The organism is Prevotella rectalis (genome assembly GCF_900607215.1).
Classification (GTDB): domain Bacteria; phylum Bacteroidota; class Bacteroidia; order Bacteroidales; family Bacteroidaceae; genus Prevotella; species Prevotella brunnea.
Genome location: NZ_LR027820.1, coordinates 591,221 through 613,136 on the forward strand (window position 1 = coordinate 591,221; position 21,916 = coordinate 613,136).

Consider the following 21,916-nt stretch of genomic DNA (forward strand, 5'->3'; position numbering starts at 1 on the left):
AGAGGTATCGTATGGCTCATAAAGAAACGAATTTGACAGACAATGAGATATTGCGCCAGAAGATAGTGAACCTCCAACACGCATTGTCTTTGGAGAAGATGCGCAGCCGTGCCTATGAGAAACTCATAGAGATAGCCGAATCCGAGGAGGGTATCAGCATCTTAAAAAAAGATGGTGCCAAACAGTAACGGCGCTGCGTGAGGAGTTTCCCGGTGTATCCGTGGAATTCCTCTGTGGGCTGTTTGGCAAGAAACGCCAGTGGTATTACGCAAGCAGCAAGCTTGTGATTTCTGAGCGGCAAAGGCGTAAACTGATAGTTGACAATGTACTCTACTATCGTGCCTGCTGTCCCGGGATAGGCGGTGTGAAACTGCACGTCCTCCTCAAGTCGGAGCTAGGTGAAGATGTTACTCATGGTCGCGACTCCTTCTTAAAACTACTTGCTTCAGAAGGACTTATGCTTCCCAAGAACAAGCGAAGACGTACAACGGACTCCAATCATCCTTATAGGAAGTATCCTAATCTTGTACAAGGTGTTACGGCAATGTATGCTAACCACATTTGGGCAGCCGACATAACCTACGTTTGGATTTACGGCAACGTCCTGTACCTCCATCTCATTACAGATGTTTACTCACATGCTGTCATAGGCTGGTGCTTATCCGAAACCATGGAGGCTATAAATACGAAGGAGGCATTGCTAATGGCAGTTAAGGCAGCCGGAGGAGGCAACCTCTGCGGAACGATACACCACTCTGACAGAGGTTCGCAATACGCCTGCCACCTATATGTTGAAACTCTTATGTGCCACCATATCAGGGTTAGTATGACAGAACGGTACAATCCTACGGACAATCCTGTGGCGGAAAGGACGAATGGAACCTTTAAGGTTGAGTGGATTTACCAGCAGGAGATGTACCGAGATTATGACCAGGCCAACATGGAAATCTCCAAGGCAATAGCCTTCTACAACTACAGACGACCGCATATGAGCATAGGAATGAAATGTCCGATGGATGTCTATAGAGGCGAACAGCCCGGGAGAAATCTTTGGAAAAAGAGATAAATGCTTGCAAAAAAGAAAAATATAACGTATCTTTGGAACGCCGAAAATATGGCGAACGACGGTCTTATGCCATCTTCACCAAAGGTCCCAGGGGGCATCGAGCCCCCTAAGACCTTGCCGAAAATATGACGGAACTTAGGTGTTGTCCATCTTCTTTTATGCAAGTGCACTGACTTCAAATTTAAACTATATAATGTTAATGTCAAGTCATTCAGTAAATAAGAAAATATTTGACAAGTAAAACAGAAATACATCGTCAGATCTGACAAGTGAATTCAGGAAAAGACAATGGCTTAGGTATTACGATCCAAAAGGTAAGCTTTTGAATGGTAAAAGGTAAGCTTTTGTGATGCAAAAGGTAAGCTTTTGAAAAGGGACTTGTTAGGAGCTGATATTCAATACTTTATAAATTTTCTTCATTTGTTCTTTTTTCGAGGTTTTCCCACGGCGCCTTTTTGAGGAATAATCATCATTCACGGTTTTGTTTTAGCAGCCTGATGAATATCAGTTTCTCAAGATTTTATCTGCCACACATTTGCTTGTAAGGACAATACTCGCAGGTCTTCAAATTTTTGGTAGGTTTGAATGGTATTTCCATGTTATAAATTTCCTCTAAGACTCCATTCAAGTGCTTATAAAAATCTTCTGCATAGTCTGCCACATTCTCAATTTCATTACTTCCAAGCGACAGTATGGGGCTATAGTCATTGGCATTGGTGTGTTGTATAAATAGCAAGGCAGGACTTACAGGTAAATGCCCCTTGTTATATTTATTGTCTTCGTCGGTTGTAAGAATGCTATAGAGCAACGCCTGTAATGTATAATCACTTTTTTTCTCGAGTACATTGTCCGGATTGAATATGTCGCTCACACTGTTAAGTTCGGCTGCCACTTTGTTACCGGTCTTATAATCTACTACCCTGAGTCTTGGCATTGACGTGTTGGAGTTTATTTCGTCCAACCTGTCTATTCTCCCCCCAATGGTGAGTTGTTTTTCTTCATCACCAATCTTTATCTTTAGGGTTTTATAAACATCATACTCATGTTTGATAACTTTTAGCGGAGCAATTCTCAAATCCAGAACAAGAAGCCGTCGGAGGTATTTTTTTATGACCTCTTGATTCAATACTTGTAATCCGTTAAGTTTTGGTTTCTTTTTTGATGTGGAGGGAAGCCGGAAAAGCTCTTTGTTGAATGCAGAAGTTATGACACTGTCTAATGTCCCATTGCTTTTTCTCTCGCTAAAAGATTTTGCCGATTTCTCCGTCTTTAGAACGTATTCGATATTTTCTTTTGTTATTCTATCTTTCGGTAAAAGCTCTTCATACATTAGTTGAGCCGCACAATGGAAAATATTGCCAAACATCCTGTTATCAATATCATCCTCATCGTTATCCATTGGCTCGGTCAATCCCGCTATGTATCTATAATAGAATGTTATGGGACAACGCAGATACGCATTGATGGCTGTTGGCGAGATATAAGAAATGTCATTGAGTTTCTTTGCGATGATTTCGTCTTTTTCTATGAGTGACACCTGCCATTGCATGGGTTCTTGTCCCGCTTTCAGCGCAATACGTTTGATGGGGTGATTTGTCTCTACAAGGAGTTGGAGCATAAACCTGCTCATTTCTCCAGTTTTGCTGCCCTGTGTGGAATTGTTGTAGAGGATGGTGATATCTGTGGCACGTTGAAGCAAACTATGAAAGTAATAACTGTAAATCGCTATTTTATTATCGATTGTGGTTAGTCCGTAGGCTTGTCTTATGAAATGGGGGATGAATGATACGTCATCCACTCCTTTGGGCATATTTCCTTCGTTACACGATAATAACAGTACGTGCTGAAAGTCTAAGTTGCGCGTTTCCAGCAATCCCATGATTTGTACGCCTTTCGCGGGCTCTCCGTGAAAAGGAATGTTGGTTGAGGCTGTTAGTTGTGAAAGTAACCGCCTGAAAACAGTAATATCCGCTACCAAATCACCTTGTCCCATCAATTCTGAAACGCGATTTAGGAGTGTGTACATTCTGAAAGCTGACTCTTGAAAAAGATGTGTGTCTTGTTTTGTACCATTCACGGCTATGTCTCGTGTTATCTTGGCAAGCCAAGCGACGAACTCAGGCATGTGAGAAACATCATGGGGTACAAATCTTATTTCTGAATTATCTATTCTGCTGATATAGAATGCTTTTTCTTTGTTGAACTTTTGAAGAGTGAATTCAGCATCCGGCAATATATATTTACCGTATGGATGTCTCAAAACCCTATTGATATAGTGCAATTTGAAAGCATTTTCCTTCAAGGAGAAGCCATCGGTTTGCAGAGAGATAAGTTGAGAAATCATCGATGTGATGGGAGCTTGTAGAAGGGGAAACCCGGTTGTTACATTGATGTCTTCCACATCGGGAGGCACACTGTGAACCACGGTAGGCAATAAATTCTCATCACACATCACGATGGCTGTCTTTTTGCCATCTTTGTATCTGTTGTTTTCTCGCAACCACTTTGTTATGTATCGTGCTTGCAGGTTTTCGGTAGGCGCAGAAATGAATTGAATGTCCTTTTTGCTTTCAAAGCAATTGTATATGGAATCATCGTTATTGTCTAAAGAGTTGGGGAAACGTGTAAGCCAGCGGTTGATATAAGTGCCTGCCTCATTTATCTCCTTTCGATAATATTTATCGTAATCCCAATAAAAAACTGCTTTTTCTTCTTTTTGTAGTGCGGAAAATAAACATTGTTCTACCTTTTGTAAAACGTTAAATCCAATGAATATGTACTTTTCAAATTGATTCGGGAAGTTATTTTTTTCAACTACCTCGCGGTAGAGCATACCTTCGTATGCCAAGTTCTGTTTTCTTAAACGCGTTTTGAAATCATCGTAGATATCATACAATTTGCTCCATAGTGTAATAAACCTTTCTTTTAATATACTTGTGTCGCCAATAAAGTTTGCAAAAAATCGTTTTAACTCTTCTTTCTGATGTTCGGTGAGATAATCCACGGAGTCTAACTCATGAATATCCTGAACGTTTTTGAAGACCTGTTTCGCGTCTGCCATGTTCTTGTCAATGTCATCGAAATCTGAAAGAAGTAATTGTCCCCATCCATAAAACTCGTCCAAGTCATCATTTCGACCAGTTATGGTAACATAGCTTTTGAAAAGGTCGCACAAACTTTTTATCGGATCGGCAACGGTTAGTTCGGATTGTTGCCTGAATAGTTCGGAAATGGTTATGTAGGCAGGACTCCATATCGGTCGTCCGGCTTGCTTTGCCAATTCTTGATTCAGAAACAACGCGGCTCTTTTGTTTGGAAAAACTATTGCGATGTGCGCAAGGTTTGTGCCGTATTTCGTTATTAAATCTTTAGCTATGTGTGATATTAATGTATTCATTATAAGTGCTGACTAAGGTAAAAAAGGTTATACTGCTACTTGGATTATATTTCCACTCATGACGTACCATAAATATCCTTTAACATTCATTGAACCCATCTTTGTTAATAATCGCATGTATCGTTGTACTTGTTCTTTGTACTCTTTCCTCTCTTTCCCAAACTTAAAATCCACCACAATGGTTTCTTCTCCGTTGGTCATGACTCGATCGGGGCGTTGCTCTATTAACTCCTCATTTTTATCATCGTATTGTAGGATGGTACATTCATTATATAATTCCCAACGTTTTGAAAACCAATCTTTCACTTGATTGCTTCTCAATGATTTTTCGATGGTTTCTCTGAGTTCATTGGTAGTTATTTCGTCATTGTAGATAATCCCTTCTTGTTCCAACTCGTTTAATTTTGCCGGAATGTCGTCAAGCGTATAAATTGTGGCGAAAAGTTCATGAAGAATATTTCCCACTTTAATATATCTGGATCTGTCAAGTTCAGTGGAGTTCTCTTCGTTCACGAACTCTTGACTTTTATTGCTCTGTCTGAAAGAAACGGTTTGTGGAAATGTTTCCACTTGGATGTATTGAGTGGCTACAGAAGTAAGAAATGGATTGTCGTCCTTTTCTTTGTTGATATCTTTGTTGTGTGAAGTCAATTCTCCATATTCAAAATGTATGACTTCATCTTGCGATGTTGGGATATCAAGAATACAGCCTTTTAACTCTTTTTCTATTATTTTGGCATCTTGCGAGTCATCCTTTCCCGCTCTCAGTACAAGTTCAATGCCTTGCGACCGGTTTTTGGTAGTTCCACCGGCTGCTTTCTCTTTATATGTTTTATCACTCATACGCTTACCTGTTATGAATAAATTCCTTCCTGCGCGCGTGAATGCCACATAAAGTAGATTTAAGTTGTCAATGGTGTTTTGAAAGTGTTCATGTTTGTAGTCTTCATCAAAGACAGTACCCATCATCGCATTTTTGGAATAATCAATGGGTATGAGTGGGAGTTTGTTATAAGGTGTGGCTTTGTCATCGGTTTCACACCATATAATATCGTTCAGTTCCAGTGTCCAATCGCAGAATGGGACTAAGACGTTGGGGAATTCCAATCCCTTACTTTTGTGAATGGTGATCAATCGAATTCCTTCTATTTCGTCACTTTGTATGGTTCTTGAGCAAATGGTTTCCTCCCATTCTTTGATGAAATCGTCTATGTCAGCCGGGTGTTCTCGTAAATAATCCGCGAGCGTATCATAAAAAGTGCAGACATACGCACTTTGTTCTTTGAGCGTATCAAGCCGGAAAAGCATGAAAAGTTTATCAACCAAGTCAAGCAAAGGCTTTTCCAAGAGTTGTTCTTGCTTTTCCACGTATTCTTCAGGAAGCGAGTCATTTAATTTTCTTTTCTGTCTTTCGATACTTTTCTGTTTTAGATCCTGTTTTGTTCCAACGGTTTCTCCTTTGACAGTGGGGCAAGTGGGACAAACTAAAAGCTCGCTGTCCTTAACTTTTTGTTTTAGCACTTTCTGTCGGTAAGCTTTCACAAGTCTTCCCCTTGTCAGCATATCGTCAGGATGCGTCAAGAGATGAAGCGCGTCTATCAAAATGTTTACCGATAGCGAAGCGTCCAGACGGAACGCCTCATCGGAGACTAAATTTATTTTTCCCTTAAATGTACGAATGAATGTATCTGCAATATCCTGAATAACATTCTTCGAGCGTACAAGTATGGCAATGTCGTTTTGTTTATATCCTTTCTCCAACAATTCCTTCACCGTATCGGTCAGCTGCTGTAAAACATTGTCCCGATAGGTCGCTTTTTTGTCGGGATAGAGGTCAATGGTTACATATCCATTGCTTCCTTTTTTATTCACCCTTTGTTCCACGTCTTCATAAGCTTTCTTCAATATTTCGGCTTCTTCTATACCATCGCTTCGCAGTTCGGTTTCTGTTACTTTTACCAGTTGCTCGAATAGGGCGTTATTGAAATTGACGATAACTTCTTCCGACCTGTAGTTCTCTCTTTTCGACTCTATTTGAATAATTTCCTGATGAAAACCTTTATCAATGTTATGAAGTAGTTGCCAGTCGCCTTGTCTCCAGCGATATATACTTTGTTTAATATCTCCCACGATGAGATTTTGGGATCCGACTTGCGCGATACAGTTCTCCAATAGATTCTTAAAGTTCGACCATTGAATGGTGCTTGTGTCCTGAAACTCATCTATCATGATATGTTTCAGCCTGGTTCCTATCTTCTCAAAAATGAAAGGAGTATCTGAATCGACGATTAACTCCTTGATTAACGACTGTGTATTGCTGAGCATGAACCTATTGGAATCTCTATTTATCTCGTTTACTTTGTTGGAGATTGCGTGAAGCAACCTTAGTTGAGACAAATGAGCCAACGTAAGGACGATGGATTGATATTCTTTCCAATTTTCAAGACGTTTCGATTCGAGTAACTGAAGTTTTTTACAGAGTTTCGACGATGCCAATTCCCTAATTGTCGTTTTCTCTAGCAATGGACATTTAGAGCTTGTCCACTTTTCCGGATTCTCTATACAAGTCGTAACATATTTTGGAGTGTTTTCATTTGTTATCTTTCCGTTTACTCGTTTGTTGATATAGGCATACAGCCAGCGCGTGAAATAAGAACTGTCATCAACGTGATTATGGCAAATGTCCTTTACGATGTCTTGCGCAATATCATTCATTTCTTTCTGAAGCTGATTTCTGCGCAGTCGCAGTTGTCTCATATAATTATTGAAAGCATCTTCGTCCTTGAATAAGATGTTGAACGATTTTTCGTGCTCCTTATAGAATTCCTTAAATATGTTTTTCCCAAATTCCTTTATTTTCCCGAGTACATTCCATCCCTTGTCATCCTCTATGTTTTCATCGATATAATCGCGAATCCATGACAGTATCGGCTGTCCCTGTTCCAGGTTTTCTACAAGTTCATCAACGGCTTTAGCTTCTATTTGCTCATCGTTAAGGTCAATCTTCAGGTTAGCCGTAAGATTTAACTCATGTGCTAGATTACGCAAAATATGTTGAAAAAAAGAATCAATTGTCTGAACCCTAAAATTATTGTATTTGTGAGTCAGCAGAGTTAATGCCATTTGCGCATTTTTTCTTATAACGACATCGCTGAGGCGAGTACGCTCCTTTACTTGACGAAAATAATCGTCCGAAGATTTCAGCCCTTTGGCTATGCCATAGAGTTGTGACATGATCCTCTCTTTCATTTCCATCGTAGCTTTATTAGTGAATGTAACAGCCAAGATTTTTCGATAATCTTCCGGATTTGCCACAAGGATGGAAATGTATTCCACGGTCAGGGTAAATGTTTTCCCTGAGCCCGCGGAAGCCTTATATACAGTTAATGGTTTGTTCATGGGAAGCAGTTGCTTAGATTTTCTGATTGTAAAGTTAATAAGAAAACATTATATGGCAAAGTATTATCTGAAAATACTGATAATAATCAATAGTTTCCTAAATAATTTTGTGCCCCACGCAAAGTTTCATCAAATCATGAGACTTGATGTATTTTGTTCCAATGTTGAATAACACATATCTCCTCATGACTCCAAATCGTATTCTGGTAATGATAAACAGGCTCTTGGCAGCGAACATTCGACCCGACCGGAACCGCGAAATTACATTACAAAAACCGCATCCGGGAAGCGTTTCATAATCCATTGATAATCAGGGTAATATGATTTGCAATTTAAAAGCTTGGCTTTTGCACTCCGATTCATGACCTTTTGCATTGCAAAAGCTTACCTTTTGGAACGCAAAAGGTAAGCTTTGGATAAACGAATGAAGAATATTCAGGACACTATTGGATGAAACTCGTCGATTTCAATCTGTGGGTTTTTAGTCCATCGTAAACTTATGGGTGAGGCATGGTTCACCCTCTCATTGGCTACAATTTGTCAAGCAGATATTTTCCGGTTATGCTGTTGCTGTTCTTCGCCACTTCCTCCGGTGTTCCTTTCGCCACCAACTTCCCCCCCTTGTCGCCTCCGTCCGGACCTATGTCCAAGATGTAATCCGCACACTTTATCACTTCCAAGTTATGTTCTATCACCAAGACGCTGTGCCCCCTCTCTATCAGGGCATCGAAAGCACCCAGCAGTCGTTTGATGTCGTGGAAATGTAGTCCGGTGGTAGGTTCGTCAAACATGAATAGGGTAGGCTCTTGGTTTCTTTGTCCGATGAAATAGGCAAGTTTCACTCTTTGGTTTTCGCCACCCGACAGGGTGGAGGAACTTTGTCCGAGTCTTATGTATCCCAGCCCCACGTCTTCCAAGGGCTTGAGTCTTTCCACAATGGTTTTTTTCTTGTATTTCCCGAAGAAGGCGATGGCTTCCGATACAGTCATGTCGAGCACGTCGTTGATGTTCTTTCCGTTGAAAGTTACATCGAGGATTTCTTTCTTGAAGCGTTTTCCATGGCACGCCTCACATTCGAGTTCTAAGTCTGCCATGAACTGCATTTCTATCGTTACCACGCCCGCACCCTTACATTCCTCGCATCTGCCGCCTTCGGTATTGAATGAGAAGTATTGCGGCGCAAACCCCATCTGTTTGGAAAGTGGTTGCTCGGCGAAGAGCTTCCTGATTTCATCGTAGGCTTTCACGTAGGTGGCAGGGTTGGAGCGTGTGCTTCTGCCTATTGGGTTTTGGTCCACGAACTCTACGTGTCGCACATTGCTCACGTCTCCGCCTAACGAGGCGTATTCGCCCGGCACATCTGCCACTTCGTCCAGCATACGCTTCAGTGCGGGGTAGAGCGTACCTTTTATCAGCGATGATTTTCCGCTTCCGCTGACCCCTGTTACCACCGTGAAGACGTTTAGTGGAATGGTGGCGTCAATCCCTTTCAGATTGTTCATTCTGCACCCTTTTATCTCGATGAACCGATTCCATTGCCTCCTGCTTTTCGGCACTTCAATCGTCTCTTCCCCCATGAGGTATTTCAGGGTGTGCGAACCCGGAAACTCTTTCAACAGCCTTTGCTTCTTCTGCTCATCATTTGTTTTCTCCGGGATGCGTCCTGCATAAACTATCTTTCCACCCAGTCTGCCCGCATCGGGCCCCACGTCTATCAGGTAGTCTGCCGCTCTGATGATTTCCTCGTCATGTTCCACCACTATCACGGTGTTCCCCATGGTCTGCAATTCTTTCAGCACGTGGATGAGACGGTCGGTGTCCCGGCTGTGCAGCCCGATGGAAGGCTCATCCAGTATGTAGAGCGACCCTATCAGCGATGAACCCAGCGATGTGGTAAGATTGATGCGTTGGCTCTCGCCACCGCTCAGTGTGTTCGATGCACGATTCAAGGTGAGATAGCCCAATCCCACATCAACGAGAAATTGCAGCCTGCTCTTGATTTCCGTCAGCAGGCGTTTGCCTATCTTCAGTTCGGTTTCGGTCAGTTCTAGATGGTCGAACCGGTCTTTCAGTGCCGCAATGGGCATTTCCACCAAATCCGTGATAGCCATCCCATCTATCTTCACCCATGTGGCTTCCTTCTTCAGTCGTTTGCCGTTACAATCCTTGCAGGTGGTCTTTCCCCTGTAGCGGTGCATCATCACCCGATACTGTATTTTGTACTGGTTGTCTCTCACCATTCGGAAGAACGAGTCGATGCAAACTCTTTCGTCGGGCTTCAGGCTTGCTTCATGGGGAAGTCCGTGCCACAAGGCATCTTTCTCCTGACGAGTCAGTTCGTAATAGGGCTTGAAGATGGGGAAATCGTCTTTGGCGGCAAGTCTGCAAAAGGCTTCTTTCCACGACTTCATCTTCTCTCCATGCCAACATTGCACGCAACCTTCGTAAACCGACAGCGAACTGTTCGGAATCACGAGTCGTTCGTCAATCCCCATCACTTTTCCGAAGCCTTCGCAGGTGGGGCAGGCACCGAGCGGAGAACTGTAGGAGAACAGGTTGTCGGTGGGTTCTTCAAATTGCATCCCGTCTGCTTCGAAGCGCGTGGAGAACTCGTAGGTGAGGCGCGACGGCAGAACCACGAGGCGCAGCTTTCCGTCTCCCTCGTGGAATGCGGTCTCGCACGAGTCGGTGAGGCGCGACACGGCGTCTTGGCTGTCATCTGCCGTCAGACGGTCGATGACAAGGCAGACGTCGGCAGTGCCGTGTTCTGCTTCCTCCCCGTCTTTGAGCCAATCGTCTATCCGGACCACTTCGCCGCCTGCAAAGAGCCGTGCATAGCCTTGCTGCATCGCCATTTCCAGCTGTTCCCTCACACTCCTCCCTTCGTGCACCTGAAGGGGAGCGAGGAGATAGAATTTCGTGCCTTTGGCAAACGAGAGAACTTTCTCCACAACGTCGCCGGCAGAGTGTTTCTTCACTTCGTTTCCACTAATGGGACTGAAGGTTCTGCCAATGCGCGAATAAAGCAACCGGAGGTATTCGTAAATCTCCGTGGAGGTGCCCACCGTGGAACGAGGATTGCGTGCAATCACTTTCTGCTCGATGGCGATGGCGGGCGGCAACCCTTCGATGAAGTCCACTTCGGGCTTCTGCATCCTGCCGAGAAACTGGCGGGCGTAGGCAGACAGACTTTCCACGTAGCGTCGCTGTCCTTCGGCATATAGGGTGTCGAACGCCAACGACGACTTCCCCGAACCGGAAACGCCGGCAATCACGATGAAACGGTCGCGGGGAATGTTCACGTCCACATTATCCAGATTGTTCACCCGGACTCCTCGCATCTCTATGTGGCTTTCAGATGGCTTCTTGTCTAACTTCATGGGCTTTTTGTCAAAGCATATTAAAAACAGGAATACAAAAGTACAAAAATAATTTGGTTTCTTCCGCAATTTCATGTATATTTGCACGTAAACAGTGGCAGAACGCAACCTTACGGCAAGCACACCCTTCTGCAATTTCTGTCCGGGTGTCTTGCATGAAACAATATCACGAAGGGAGGAAAAACCCATGAACGAACAAATGAATATCATCAATCAATATGCCGACCCGGTGGAGGAAAGGCAGATAAGACATTTCGCATGCAAGGAAATGAGCCGACAAATCCATCGCTACATCAAGGGCATGAGTGGTTCGAAAGAACAAATGATGAGGGTGGAGGAGAAGTTGGAAAAACTATCGCTCGAGGAAAAGGAGAAAGCCATAGCCTTGTATTTCGACTTGAACAGAAAAGCTCTCAAAGGATTAGACTTCAAGATGGTGCTGGTGAGAGCAGTGGCAAACTATGCCGACACATTCGACTACTTCCTCACCCTCGTGAACGACAGGCGACGCATGGTGGGCTATCTGAAAATGATACGCGAATGTTACATACAGCAACATCAGGTGGTGGAACGCAATGGGAAATTCGGCATCATCGACCACAGGGGAAAGGTCATCCTCAGTCCGAAGTATGAATTTCTGCGCACCTGCTATGTCTATGTGGACGACCTCCGAACCATGCCCATCATCGCACAACTCGAGGGCAAGATGGGATTGGTGCTACCCGATGGGAAGGACACCCCCGTTACTCCGTTCAAATACGACAGCATAGCCCTGCGCGAATCGCCCCCATACTTCGAGGCACGCTACGGCAACAAGGAAATACTGCTGACCACCGACGGAGAAGAAAAACCAAAGCCATGAAACCCCCATCCGTAAAAACAGAAAAGCGGGCTGTCCTCACGACAGTCCGCCTTTGGTTACAAAAAAAAATGAATAGTTACTTTTTGTAACTTAAATTATCATCTAACTAAAGGTAAGAACCGCTGTTCCACCCATTTCTTTTCCGAGGCAGTTGCCACGCATCTCAATCGGCGGAAACCCTCCGGTCGCTCTCCGTGGCAACGCTCCGTAAGTTTCGCCTTATGGATTGGGGTCGCCACCTGTTCCCGAACCACCCGCTCCCGGATTGCCTGTTCCCGGATCACTCGTTCCCGGCTTGCCCGTCAGACCCTTTGCCTTGTTGTAATCGGCCAGGGAAGCATAGTTCACTTTGTCCTCCAGCACACCGCCGTTTTCAAACCGCAAGCCGCGCAGCGCGCGATCCTTCAGTTCGGCAGCCGGCGTAAAGAGGATGCGGGGCGAATGAATCATCCGAATCGGGTCGAAATCGTTGATTTCCGATGCACCCTTGCTCCTGAAAGTCAGGCGGAAATTGCCCAATCCCGGAACGCTCACCGTGTGTCCCTGTTGCAACTGCTGCGGAATGAATGACGCCAACAGCTCCATCGCAGCCTCCAGTTCCGATGGAGCCAGCGTGGTGTTTGCCGTTGCAGAGCGTGTCATGGCCTTGGGTGGCAGCGGACGCGAGCTGTTCGGGGTGGCATACCATTTTGCGGGGTCTCCTTTCTTCTGTGGATTCTTTCTCTTGACGAGTTTGTAACTTACTGTCATACTGTTTCCCTCCTAATGTTTTTATGTTTTTACTTTACACCTGATGCCCTTGAGTGTTCACCTGATGCTTTTATGTCTTTATTTTACGGTAAATTATCCCCCCTCGTACGCCTCTATAGAGCTGTGCGTTACGTCTCTATAGAGCTGTGCGTTACGTCTCTATAGAGTTGTGTATTACGTCTCTATAGAGTTGTGTATTACGTCTCTATAGAGTTGTGTGTTACGTCTCTATAGAGACATACTTAACACCTCTATAGAGACGCTGTCAGCACCTCTATAGAGACGTTTGAGGATTGATTTTTGAATAAGTTGCATGTTCTCTGTTCTTCTTTCTTTATTCTTTCTCAGGGAGGACACCAAAACCATATGCTGCCTGTGTGCCATTTATGGGATTGCAGTATTTGTCTGCCACGCAAAGATAGCTTCCCAATTTACCTTTCGAAGATGGAAAAAAGCAGTTTTCCATCCAAAAGTGAGAGTGTTCCGGTGCGTTACCGCTAATTTCTATATATATGGGATCCCAGCTTATTTTACCTGATAAGTCGCGAATAAATAACGTTGGAATGAAGATGGTTCCTTCAGCCTTGTTACCCAGATTAACATAGAAACTCCAGCCACGGTTGTATGTGCCGGTGGTGTGAAACTCGGATGGGTTATATGTCTCTTTACCGGTCGTGGAGAATCCGGTAAAAGTTAGATGTCGCGGCAGGCTAAAGCCTATGGGACTGGGATCGTATATCGTTTTAACAACCGGAATATCAACCCACATTTTCAGCTCTACTGATGAATTTTTAACACCACTAAAATCTCTATTTACGTTCCAAAGATTCACGTATTGCTTATCCATAGATTCATTTGTACAATACACTCCGGGCTTTTTGATGCAGGAAGTGATACACGCGTTTCCAAGCGAGAATTCCTCTGTTGGAAGATTTTCGGAATGTTTTTTACCTTGTGCATCATACCAGTATTTGGTATCACCCACACCTAAAGCTCCCGGGAAAGGGTCTTTACGTCCCCATTGGTAGAGAGTGTTGTTGCCGATGTAAGTGATGGTGTTTCCCAACTGATTTAAAGTTATGGTCTGCTCCTTCGTGTAATTGTAGCCGGAAGGGGGCGATTGGCGGAAGCGAATCATGACTTTGCGTGCCGCATAGGAATCCTTTGTTCCGCTGCACCAACCGATAGGTTGCGACATTATGACACGCTTATTGCCCTGATAATTGGTAAGAGTCTTCAGTCCCGTTCCCAATTTATAATCCGTTACCCAAATCTGCCAACTCCACATCACGTTGTTCGCCGCATCGCGCACAGCCACCACTGCGTTGCCCTGCCGGATGGAAGCTCGCTCCACGCTGAATGTAATGAAGTGCTTGTCGGCGGAGAGTTTCACGTTGCTCACGAGATTCTTCGCATCTTGCCATACCAGTGTGGCATTTGCCGGAGTGCAGCCGGCATTGTTGTAAATGTAAGGGTTGGTAATGCCTTTTCCCAAATGATTGATAAACGTCTTCAGTACGATCGTACCGGTTTTAGAACTGGTGTAAGCTGAAGTGTTCGCAGTTCCGTTCTTCACGGCATTACCATAAACCAAGGGCAATCGGTAGGTACCCGATGCGTTGATGATATAACAATTCGCCGTATTCTGAACCGCATTAGCACCTGAAGCATTGGAAAGGTTCCAGTTGGTTTTAGCAGTTGCGTTGCGCAATGCCACAGTGTGCGTGTCCTTCGGATCGGGTATAAGAGTTTGTCGTGCTACGGTAGCGTTATACGAAGTTTCGGTTGTGCCTCCCTGTCCTCCTCCGGTGAACGCAGTGAGCCATGACGGTTTTGTTTTGCTCCATGTTGTTCCTCCATTGGTGGAATACTCTGTCGTCCATGCCACGGGGACAGTCTTTGTAACTCCGCCACCTGCTACTGTGGCATAGCTCGTTACCTTGTAGGGCTTTGTGCCTCCCTGATAAGTATAGTTGGCTGGGGGTGTAACTATCAGCGTGGGCGCGACGGCGATACTGCTCGTTGATATGCGATAGGTTACGGTTTTTCCCATACCCCATGTGGTATTGGCAATACTTGCCGTGAGTGTTCGTTCCGCTCCCGAGAGTTTATCAACGTATTTAACCTCTATGCTCGCTCCCACAGGCAATTTTTGTGGTATCATCATAAACGTGCCTTCTTTCGGCGTAATAGGCTGTCCTGCCACGTTAGGCACGGAGGTGGACACGTTCAGCGTCTGACTGAAGTTCCTTACGTTAGTGTAACCGCTCCATGTTGCTTCTCCTATCCGGTGAACGGCAGTGCCGTACACGCCCTTGAAAGTAATGCTCTTCACTGTGCCGGGTCTCATGGCATCGCCTGTTTCAAAGCGCACCGCGGTGAGCGCATGGCGAAACCGAAGCGGTGCCGCCATTTTGCTATTTCCGGCAAGATTGGTAACGGAAGCCGTAAGCAGGTCGGTCTGCTGCTTCGCATCATTGGGTACGGTGTAGCGGAATGTTGGCGCGCCCGGCGAATTGGTGTTTGTGGTCAGGCTCACGCCGGGGCAGTGATGGGGTGCGTAGGCGAAGAAGGCCATCTTCCATTGTGCTCCCGGCCAGGGCTGATTGGTGTTCCATCCGTTCGACTTCGAAATCTGCAAATCGAAGAAATAACCGGGATTGTCCGTCCCATCCCAACTCTTATCTTTGGGGTAGGCGGAGGCGAAAGCAGTAGCGTTCGAATACATTGTGGCACTGGTCACGGGAGTGGCGCGCGTGCCGGGAACCGTTGTGCTATCGTCGGACAGCTCGGTGACATTCTGCCCATCATCCGTGCCGAACCCATCCGTGATGATGGTGTGCAGGTAGAGTGGTCTTCCCTCGTCAGAGGTTGCACCTTTGACGTTTGAAACTGTCAGCCCCATGAGCTTGCCCGTCTGTCCGAAGCCCGAGCGAGTCTTGGAGTTATAACCATTGTCAGGCACACTGACTGAAAAGTCGATGGATGTGCCGTTGCCGTTTTCCTCTCTCAAATCATCGGAACAAGAAACTGCGACACCTACCATACCTGCCGTCAGCAAGCTCATCAAGACGGCGTTTAAGGCTTTATCAATTGAGATAAAAATCTTTCTTCTCATGTTGCTTCTGTTTTTTATTTTTATCGTTATGTTCTCTGTCTGTACAATTGTGTGGGTGTCGGGGGACAGAGGGCTTGCGCCCTCCCTGTCCGCTTTCGGGGCAGTCCAACCCCCGACACCCTATAGATATTCGTGATGTAACTTCCTGAGAAAGTTTAGAGATCCTTATTGATAGGAGTTTCGTTCACCCAGTCGTCAACCGTTACGGTGAACTTGATGGCACCACCCAAGACATCATCACCACCGGGACCCGGTGTCGGATCTACGGGATCGGGGTTGTCCGGGTTGGTTGGATCCGGGTCGATGTTGCCGGCACCGTTTTTCAGGAAGTTCAGCACGAAAGTGTACTTCTTACCCGGCAGCAACTGCGAGTCGAGGGGGATGGCGGTGTAAGCATACTTGCCTGCCGTCTTTGGATAAAGCTGTACCAAATCGCTGCCATTCTTCTTATAGATGCGTACGAGGACACTGAGGTAAGCTCCATCCTTGCTTGCGGTCTTGCTCCACGGTTTCAATTTCTGCGGTATCACCATGAAGTTGCTCTTTGTGATGTTCTGTGCCGTATTCGTCAGCGTTACAGCGGCGTCGAGGTCGGAGTAACAACTTTTTGCCATTGTTGGGTTTTTCCAGCTCTGACTGGGAAGCGTACCCGGTAAAACAGAAACGGGGAAAGTGAAATCTGCCTGAGAGTTGAAGTAGCCCAACTTCACGCCCAACACCTCAACCTGAAATTCGGAAGGTTTGGCGTTCTTTGCGTGAATTTCAATTTGCGTGAGGGCATGCTTGAAGTTCAAGGCGATACCCGTCTTCTCGTTGGCAGCCTTCGTACCGGCGTTGTAAGCCACTACAAGGTCTTTTTGGTTCGCAGCCTGAGTTTCCACCGTAAAGCCGTTGATGGTCTGTGCGGACGGTGTTATGCTGACGGTACCAACACCGCTTGTTGGTGCGTAAGCAAAGAATTTCAGTGCACCGGTAGCGGGCCAATATTGGTTGCCTACGGTTTCCCATACGCTTCCGTTCTTGTTTACTTGCCAGTTGGTGAAGTAGTTGGTTGATGCTCCTTCAACAAAGCCGGTCACATTGAAAGAGCTGAGATTGGCTACTGTTGTTGGCACGGCACGAGTTATGCCGTTGATGGACGGACGGAATTTAATGGCACTGCCATTATCTACCCCTTCCGTGGCATCCTGCGAACACGAAGCCAAAGCCAGCATTCCTGCTGCTGCGGCGAAAAATAATAGATTCTTTTTCATGTTTTGAAATGTTTTAAATTGATAAATAAATAGATTAACTCTGATTGAATTGATGATGAATTAATAATACAGCCACATCACATGCTTCTTATTTTCTGTAATTCGTAATTCGTTCTTTGTTCTTTCTCTGTTTGTTATTCTTTGTTTGTTATTCTTTGTTCTTCCGATGGCTTTTAAGTCCCTCGACATTCTGATTCGCATTGAAGTGGCATAACGCCTTTTTCTCGTTTAGAGGTCGATATCCACTTCTTCTCCAATCCAATCGCCCACGGTGGGGTTGAAAGCACCCCCGTTGTCGATGGGTTGAGGAAGGTTCAGTCCGCTGATGAGGATATGCACATTCCTCGGGTCGGGAGCCTCGTTCACCTGCTTGCTCACATCGAAAGAATAGAAGTGCTTGCTGCCATCGGTGAGGATGACGTAGAGCACAAGTGTGTGTATCTTGTTCGATGACAAGGAGGAACCGAAGCCATAGGTTTGTCCCATGATGGTTTGCGACTGCTCATAAGCCTGTGCCTCGAAGGGGATGGTGGTGCGCAGTGCGGAACGCTTGGCGGTGGCGGGGAAGTAGTTGCCTGACAGACCGGAGAGCGACAGACTCTGTGCGGAGACATACTTCACATTCGTGACGTTCCGAATCTCAACGGTGTAGGTGGTGGTTACCTCTTCGGGATAGAACACAAGGGTTTGCGGAGCTGCCACGCCATTATTGCCGGTGGTTGGAGGAAACACCTGTACGTGTATGTCTCGCCCCATCCACACGCGGTTGGCAGCCAATGCCACCGCTTCGTTGTTGGGATTTGCCTCCTTGGGGTTCACGTTAAAGCCCAGCGGTTCCAAGAGGAAAGAAGGGCGCGTGTAAGCCTCTAAAGTCTCGTAACCCTCTGCGTCGCGCAGCAGCACATCGGAAACATCGTTGTTCACGAAGAGTGCACGGTAGTTGCCATAGGGAATGTCAGCCGTGCCTCCGGTTGCGGTGCCGAAGTCGTAGCGAATCATCTCGCCACCATTCTCCGGGAAGAGATAGAGTGCCATGCCTTTTGCAGTGGCACCGGGAGCCTTGCTCCAGTCGAAGACTACGTTCACCTTGGCAAAACCGGCATCCGGCTCGTAGAGGTCTTTATGATTGCAGGAGGACAACAGTCCGGTGAGGAACACGAAGACAAAAGTGAGCTGGGCTGTCACGGCGATGCCGGAAGCCAGCGAGCCAAGAGAATTGACGAAAATTCGGGTGGATTTGCTTTTCATTGTTTGCCTCCTTTCTTACTGTTTGTATTGTCGTGTCCGAGCAACCATACCAAGGTTATCTCCGCTTTCGTCGGACCGAACCAATGGCGGTTTTTCGTTGCCTGCCAAATGTAGAAATTGTCTTTTGGGATGTATTCGTAGTACGTACCGCCGAGATAACCTACGCCGAGTGTCATGTCGAGATTCAGGCGATAGCCGATGGGGGCGGAGTAGCCATAGGCGATGCCACCGCCGTAGTGGGGCTTTTCCCAAAGTGAGCCTCCGGGCTTGCCACCCATATAACCCTTACCGCCCCACTCAAAGTCGTAGGTGAGGAGTTGCCCATAGAGACCGATGTGATGACCGGTGAGTGGCTTCTTGCCATAGCTCAACCAGCGACGCACCTCAAGGTCGCCCCCATAGATGCGGTGGTAGCGATGGCTTTTGTCACTCTTCCACCAAGCGTACATCCAGTTGCCGGCAACCGACCAACCACGACCGAGATAGAACTCAACGCCGATGTTGGGCACTGCCACGGCATAGTAGAGCAGGTTTGCCTTCAACCCCATGTAGAACGGCTTGGCGGTGCTCTTCACTTCTTCCACTTCCGGAACGACCGTCGGCACCTCTTTTATCTGCTCCTTTTCCTTTACCTCTATTTTTATCTCCGGTTTGCCTTGTGGCATGATATAGACCGTGTCCTTCTTGACCACCTCGGTGCGTTTCTCCACAACCTTCTTTTCATCTTTCTCGTACCAGATTTGCAGCGTAGAGGCACGCAGGTCGGGGAAGTAGCGGTTCTCGAGATAACGCCAAACGCGTCCGCCTTCCATGTCCATGAGGTGCTTCTTGCGACCATCGACAATTCGTCCCTTTCGGGTTACCCACTCGGGAGTGAATTGCAACTCGAAAAGCACCGCATCGCGATAGGGCATGTAAACATCAGCACGGACGAGGCGTTCCAACCCCTCCCAGTCGGCACCCTTGGGTACGGTGTACGACCATGCCACATCGCGGAGCATATAGTTGCGTACCAATCGGCGGATGGCTTCCGCCCTGCGTTCCGACAGCCGCATGTTCAGCATGTCGCCACCTTCGGGGGAGGCTCCTGCCGTAATGCGCAAGCCGAGAATGTGGCGCGTGGTGTCTTGAACCAAGGTTAAGAACCGTTCCGTGAAGGCGCGGATGCGTACCGCGTTCTCCCGGAAAAGCGGGTCGAGGCGAGCATCACCCTGACGGAAGTAAACGCGCACGGAATCTGTTCCGCCACGCGCTCCCGGAGCCTGACCATAGGCGAAGCCCATCACAGTCAGGAATAGGAATAGAGATAAAAGTCTTTTCATGACATACATATTTATCTGTGTTATGTTTTATGCCCGGGAGTAAGCTCTCAAGGCAGCATTTTATAAGCTTAAATTTGATTACCTCTTGGCAAGAGGTGTGCAAAGTGAGGTTTTCGACAAAGTTTTCCGATAGAAAAAGAATGGGAAATCAGCACAAAATACGCCATAGCAGACAGTTGTACCAAAGTGCAGTAAATAGCTCTTCGGAGCTTGCTGATTTGTTAAAAATGAACATAATTGTAATTTTCTATAAAAAACATTTGTATATGTTACAAAAAATGCTTAGTTTTGCACCAAATTCAATGATAATTACACCTCTTGCCAAGAGGCGTGCGAAAAATCCCTTTCAAAAGTTTCTTATTTTCTCTTGCAACTCTGTCATCGGTGAGTTCGTTTACGTACACGAGTGTGGTGCGAGGATTGCTGTGTCCGAGCGCTTTGGAAATGACCGATAGCGATACGTTTTGAGCGTAAGCGTAGCTTGCCCATGAGTGACGAGCAACATAAGAGGTAAGGTTCGTTTTGATGCCTGCCACCTTGGAGAGATGTTTCAAGTCTCGGTTGTAGCTGTTTAAGGCTGTGTTGTAATCAATGGGAAGGGTTTTTCCATTTTTCACCTTATATAATATGGGAAACACGTAATCCGTGCCGGCAACAGCATATCGCTTCATAATATGGAGCATACAAGGCTCTATCCGAACCGTAACGCGTTTTCCCGTCTTCCGCCGGGAATAGACGAGCAGTGAGTCGCAGATGTTGCACTTCCTCAGGTAAGCCATATCCGTGAATGGCATCCCCATGGCATAGAACGAGAACAAGAACAAGTCGCGCGTCAGCTGCAGGCGCGAACCCGCCGGAAGACACAGTGATTGCAACAGACGCACGTTCGTGATGTCCATGCCGCGTTTGACGGTGGGCACGTTCCCCGTGAAGGCTTTTTTGAACGGATTGACGTTTCCTACCAATCTTCGTTCCGCCGCCTTGTTGTAGATGGCTCGGAGCGAACGGAGATAGCAAGAGGACGTGTTGAAACTCACGCCATTGTCGTGAAGCCAGCGTTCGTATTCCAGCACCGTGGCGACACTGACGGACGACATACACCGGTCTTTTCCCTTGTTGAAACGACGGAACGAGCGCAATGCCGTTCTGTAGTTCTCGGCAGTGGAACAACTCAGTCCCTCAACGGCAGAGGGAAGAAAGGTGGAGAAAGTGGGGGCAACGCGCCGTTTTCCACCCTTACGTGCACGTTTCTTGTTACCAAACAACCCCAAAACCAAAGTTAAAATATCATACATAGGGATATATTATCAAAGAGCTCTTTGGCCGGCAGCGGAAAACTGCGCAACCCTTATCTCTATTTTAACGAACCATTGTATCAAAATATAGAAAAATTACATGACAAAAACAGCATTAAAAGTGATTTTTGTAACAGGCTAATAACCAGGATGATATAAATCGTGATTTAAAAGCTAAGCTTTTGCACTTCAAAACATGACCTATTGTATTGCAAAAGGTAAGCTTTCAGAAAGTGAAAGGTAAACTTTGTATGGGTAGATTGAAAATTATTTAAGACTCTATTGTGCAAGTTCCAAAACGAAGTGCAATAAAAGAGTAGCCCTCGCCGAGAGATGCAGACGTTCTCGAAGCGTAGCGAGAGGTTGTCTGCATCTCTCGGCGAGGAAAAAAAACAACCAGCAATACAAATAAAAAAGGGAGACCTCTGTCTCCCCAAGATTAATTAACTTTGTATTGTGAAATATCATCAATTAACCTCGGAGCAAAGGTCGCAAATTTTCGCCTTACTCCAAAAGAAAACAGGGAGAAAAGAGATTGCCACAATCGTCGGCATCAGTCAGTCAACACTATCACGTGAAATCAAACGCAACAGCACGCCATCAGAAAAGTATATCTGGACAAAGGCGCACGATATGGCTATGCAGCGCAGAAAGAGAACGGTAAAGAACGCCAGGCTCTCTAACGAATTAGTCTGGAGAATTAAGGAATATATCACCAATGACCAGTGGTCTCCACGACAAATATCAGGTTATCTGCGCAAGAATGAGGGAATAAAGGTGTCCCACCAATCCATTTATAATATCATTCATAATGATACAACAGGGG

Annotated in this window: 11 protein-coding genes and 2 pseudogenes; 4 read left to right on the plus strand and 9 right to left on the minus strand. The window is 46.0% G+C overall.

Translation table 11 applies throughout. The features are described 5' to 3' along the window. Both E0E16_RS13475 and E0E16_RS03405 read left to right on the plus strand, forming a co-directional pair. Positions 1-188 (plus strand): annotated as a pseudogene (locus E0E16_RS13475) (hypothetical protein); the annotation flags it as partial. A 32-nt stretch (positions 189-220) separates the two neighbouring features. Then, a complete protein-coding gene (locus E0E16_RS03405) occupies positions 221-1,066 on the plus strand; it encodes an IS3 family transposase (RefSeq protein WP_240048166.1) in 846 nt (281 codons plus the stop codon). Positions 1,067-1,586: 520 nt separating this feature from the next. Here E0E16_RS03405 and E0E16_RS03410 read toward each other — a convergent pair. The 3 genes from E0E16_RS03410 to uvrA form a co-directional block, all read right to left on the minus strand. Continuing rightward, on the minus strand, positions 1,587-4,463 hold the full coding sequence (locus E0E16_RS03410; RefSeq protein ID WP_130828826.1) for a PD-(D/E)XK nuclease family protein: 2,877 nt from the start codon (positions 4,461-4,463) through the stop codon (positions 1,587-1,589). Positions 4,464-4,490: 27 nt separating this feature from the next. Beyond that, positions 4,491-7,862 (minus strand): UvrD-helicase domain-containing protein, encoded by a 3,372-nt coding sequence (locus E0E16_RS03415; protein ID WP_130828828.1) that lies wholly within the window; start codon positions 7,860-7,862, stop codon positions 4,491-4,493. A gap of 530 nt (positions 7,863-8,392) precedes the next feature. Further along, positions 8,393-11,242 (minus strand): excinuclease ABC subunit UvrA, encoded by a 2,850-nt coding sequence (uvrA, locus tag E0E16_RS03420; RefSeq protein WP_130828830.1) that lies wholly within the window; start codon positions 11,240-11,242, stop codon positions 8,393-8,395. 187 nt (positions 11,243-11,429) lie between these two features. On the opposite strand from uvrA, the gene E0E16_RS03425 reads away from it, so the two are divergent. Continuing rightward, on the plus strand, positions 11,430-12,104 hold the full coding sequence (locus E0E16_RS03425; RefSeq protein WP_130829730.1) for a hypothetical protein: 675 nt from the start codon (positions 11,430-11,432) through the stop codon (positions 12,102-12,104). 219 nt (positions 12,105-12,323) lie between these two features. Here the strand turns inward: E0E16_RS03425 and E0E16_RS03430 are convergent, their stop codons facing one another. The 6 genes from E0E16_RS03430 to E0E16_RS03455 form a co-directional block, all read right to left on the minus strand. Next, positions 12,324-12,854: an HU family DNA-binding protein gene (locus tag E0E16_RS03430; RefSeq protein WP_130828833.1), complete on the minus strand. Its 531-nt coding sequence runs from the start codon at positions 12,852-12,854 to the stop codon at positions 12,324-12,326. A 334-nt stretch (positions 12,855-13,188) separates the two neighbouring features. Then, positions 13,189-15,972: a fimbrillin family protein gene (locus E0E16_RS03435; protein WP_130828836.1), complete on the minus strand. Its 2,784-nt coding sequence runs from the start codon at positions 15,970-15,972 to the stop codon at positions 13,189-13,191. A gap of 155 nt (positions 15,973-16,127) precedes the next feature. Next, a complete protein-coding gene (locus E0E16_RS03440; RefSeq protein WP_130828838.1) occupies positions 16,128-17,225 on the minus strand; it encodes a fimbrillin family protein in 1,098 nt (365 codons plus the stop codon). Positions 17,226-17,453: 228 nt separating this feature from the next. Continuing rightward, the gene (locus E0E16_RS03445; RefSeq protein ID WP_130828840.1) at positions 17,454-18,473 is read right to left on the minus strand and encodes a DUF5119 domain-containing protein; all 1,020 of its coding nucleotides are present in this window, start codon (positions 18,471-18,473) and stop codon (positions 17,454-17,456) included. After that, on the minus strand, positions 18,470-19,795 hold the full coding sequence (locus tag E0E16_RS03450) for a DUF3575 domain-containing protein (protein ID WP_255418103.1): 1,326 nt from the start codon (positions 19,793-19,795) through the stop codon (positions 18,470-18,472). Before E0E16_RS03450 ends, E0E16_RS03445 begins: the two co-directional genes overlap by 4 nt. Before the next feature lie 299 nt (positions 19,796-20,094). Beyond that, positions 20,095-21,090 (minus strand): tyrosine-type recombinase/integrase, encoded by a 996-nt coding sequence (locus tag E0E16_RS03455; RefSeq protein ID WP_130828842.1) that lies wholly within the window; start codon positions 21,088-21,090, stop codon positions 20,095-20,097. Positions 21,091-21,546: 456 nt separating this feature from the next. On the opposite strand from E0E16_RS03455, the pseudogene E0E16_RS03460 reads away from it, so the two are divergent. Continuing rightward, positions 21,547-21,903 (plus strand): annotated as a pseudogene (locus E0E16_RS03460) (transposase); the annotation flags it as partial. Positions 21,904-21,916: the final 13 nt, after the last annotated feature.